Source organism: Microcystis sp. M53602_WE12 (assembly GCF_030065455.1).
Taxonomy (GTDB): Bacteria; Cyanobacteriota; Cyanobacteriia; order Cyanobacteriales; family Microcystaceae; genus Microcystis; species Microcystis aeruginosa.
The window spans coordinates 1-2,908 of record NZ_JASJFB010000314.1 but is presented as its reverse complement, the minus strand read 5'-3'; the positions used below and the strand labels follow the sequence as shown (position 1 = coordinate 2,908).

Annotated in this window: 3 protein-coding genes; all 3 read right to left on the bottom strand. The window is 42.5% G+C overall.

Annotated features, from left to right (window positions below; genetic code table 11):
* Positions 1-101 precede the first annotated feature (101 nt).
* Complete coding sequence (locus PX482_RS11215; RefSeq protein WP_288093154.1) at positions 102-1,253, bottom strand: hypothetical protein; 1,152 nt, start codon at positions 1,251-1,253, stop codon at positions 102-104.
* 302 nt (positions 1,254-1,555) lie between these two features.
* Positions 1,556-2,326, bottom strand: coding sequence for a peptidoglycan-binding protein (locus tag PX482_RS11210; RefSeq protein ID WP_002756839.1), 771 nt, complete (start codon positions 2,324-2,326; stop codon positions 1,556-1,558).
* 63 nt (positions 2,327-2,389) lie between these two features.
* Positions 2,390-2,602: a peptidoglycan-binding domain-containing protein gene (locus PX482_RS11205; protein WP_043996442.1), complete on the bottom strand. Its 213-nt coding sequence runs from the start codon at positions 2,600-2,602 to the stop codon at positions 2,390-2,392.
* Between the last annotated feature and the right edge of the window lie 306 nt (positions 2,603-2,908).

The following is a 2,908-nucleotide window of genomic DNA, read 5'->3' as shown; positions in this document are numbered from 1 at the left end:
GAACCCTTATATAGAAAGGCATTTGGCGATTTTTGTCAATTATTTTTGCTCTAGAGCGAACTAATCAATTAAGTCTCTTGCCAGATAAGGATTTAGTCGATTTATGCCCCCCTATCGAACCATACTAAGTAACGAAGAACCGTGATCGCTGGCTGAAATTGGGGGTCTTTTTGAGGAATATTTGGCATCAATTTACTAAAGTCAATGGGATTACCGCTAAAAATTCCTTTCTCACCGTAAAATGACCTTAGCATCTCTGCAACAATACGCGCTTTGGCAATATACTTTCCATAACTTTCGGGTTGAATATTAGGGTATTGAGAAATTAAGTCTGTTTCTTCCGTCCGTAATTCATCGATTTTTTGGTTGAGTTCTTCGTAAGAATTTGGATCTGTAACTTTCCCTCCTAGATAGACAACGTTGCTCAGTCCAAGAATAGAAAGAAAGTTTTGCGGTAAAGTAAATGTCGCCAGATCTGAACCAGTACCGAAAACACCTAAAAATAAGCTAGCAGCTACCAACAAGCTAAAACCTGCTAGTTGAAAGCTGTAAACATCAAATGAACCACCGCTTTTGATTAGGTCGCTCCATTTTGCATCTTCTAATTCTGGTTTTTTCTCGTAACCTTTTTCACCAATGGTCAGCCATTGATGATTTCGCAACCAGGCCCAATTAGAGAATGTCAGTCGTTTGCTTCCCAATGCTATCACCTTGGAACCAGTTGTGCCAACAGCACTGATACCTAGTAGTAAAAGAATATCATTTGATAGCCCACTCAGTTCTTTCTCATTGGACAGAGTGTATAGAAGTCGAAATAGCACCACTAAAGTGAAACCAAAAATTTGAAAATTAGAAAGACTAGCTTTACCAAGGTGTCCTGCTGTCAAAGCTACGGGCTTAATCCATAATTCACGAAAATTATAGTTGTTATCCCAGCTTACCCACAAGACAGTAATTGTATAGAAACCCAAAACACCCCCTAATGCTATTGCTATTGCCAACGCCTGGTCAGAGAACTTCGCAGGAGTCCCAGATTGAGTTTGAGGGGAAGATGTTGCAGCAGCAGTCCGGGAGGGGATTTGAGGGGAAGATGTTGGAGCAGGAGTCGGGGAAGGAGTTTTAGAGGAAGGTGTTACAGAAGGAGTTGGAGAAGGAGTTTGAGCTAAGACGTTGGTAACTAATCCATAGGCAAAAGTCACAAAAACAGTAGTTAGTAATGCAGTAAGCATCCATTTAACAATTGATTTTTTCATTGTCATTCACCTCTTTTTTGGGGATAAAACTGGATCGATGTATGGAGTTTTAAGTTTAATTGTGGCTTTTACCTCCTTTTACAAAAATAGTGGACGATGACATAACGGGGAACTGTTCTTTTAAAAGGAAACGTTCCCAGTTTTGGCGGTCTCGCTCCCCATTCGGCTGTGGTAATGACTTTGGCGGTAAATGGCATAATTAGAAAAAATCTCGGCAATAAAATTGTTTAAAAACTTTGAGCAATAATATAGAGTTGTTGACAATAATTTAGCTCATGCAACAACTCTACTTACTTTGTTAGTCAACTCCAACCACGTAACTGGAACCATCCGGCTCGACTGAGAGTATCTTTGCCATAATTCCGGTTAGCAGTGAAGAAATCAACATCTCCGTGGTCGAGCAAAGCTCTTAGGGCATTTCCAGGTCCAGAATTGTATGCAGCTAAAGCGGCACGGATAAGCTCTTTGCCTTGCAAATTAGTCTTGCGTTGCATAAAAGCTCGGTTGTCAGCAAGAACTTGACAGCCAAAGAGAATGTTCTCTCTGGGATCTTTCCACTTACCAGTAGAGGTAAACTGAGGAAAAGCACGGTCATCAATTTGCATCAGTCCCCGACCGTGACCAAAATCTCCCGTACCAGAAGGGCCAGGTGGATTTAAGAGTAATCCCCAGTGAGATTCTCGTGAACCAATGCCCGCAATCACAGCAATCGGAAAGCCCTGTTGGTTAGCTCCTTCTTCAATAAAAGCTCTAAACTGTTGAGCGGCTTCTAATTGTCTGAGCATGGAAGCATCATTGCGAGCAATTGTCGTGGCAAACACAAGTTCAAGATTGGGAGGTTGCTCGTCTGATAATGCTGCCCAAGTCAGCGGACCGACAATTCCATCATCATCCAAACCACGAGAGCGTTGAAATTGTTTGACAGCCATTTCGGTTGCCTGTCCAAAGAAGCCATCAATAACGACAGCAATTCCTTTGGCATTGAGCAGTTCTTGCAGTTCCATCACTTCGTCTCGAAGTTGAGGAGAAGTGTGGTCAAATCCGTCAAATAAACGTAAGGTTGGACCGATCATTGTGCAAATTCTCCTTGCATTTTGTTTTCGATAGTTTCCATGGTTATTGATGTCAGTTTGCCTTTAGGAAGATGAGAGTCCCAAAGCCGCAAGCGTGGCAGGTCCAACGATGCCATCAACAGGTTGCAATTGTTTCTGTTGTTGAAATGCTTTAACTGCTTCTTCTGTCTTTGGACCAAAGAAACCATCAACTGTTGACTGGAAACCATTGCGGACTAATGCTTGCTGAACTTGACGCACGTCATCTCCTTCCAAAAGTGGGCGCGTGAGTTGCAATAAGCGATCTCCTAGTTCAACGCTACCCCCACCATTAACCCCTGTGTCTAGAGTCGGACCATTAGCAAAGCCATTAGCAGGAGATTTACCGAGACGAGCGGCGGTATTTGGACCCCACTGCCCATCCTCTGCAATCCTGTCATTGGGATTGTTTTGATTCCACAGGGGAGCATCTCACCTTTGCAATAAGTAGAAATGCTTAATGAGATCAATAAAAAAGTTAAAAAAGGCAACCATTTAGATAAGCACAGCGATGACGAAGGACTTGCGGTACATTACAAGATTGCCAACTTGCACCAGTAATTT

Coding starts and splice junctions, on each gene's coding strand:
- PX482_RS11210 (WP_002756839.1), bottom strand. CDS start 2,326: ATGATCGGTCCAACCTTACGTTTATTTGACGGATTTGACCACACTTCT.
- PX482_RS11215 (WP_288093154.1), bottom strand. CDS start 1,253: ATGAAAAAATCAATTGTTAAATGGATGCTTACTGCATTACTAACTACT.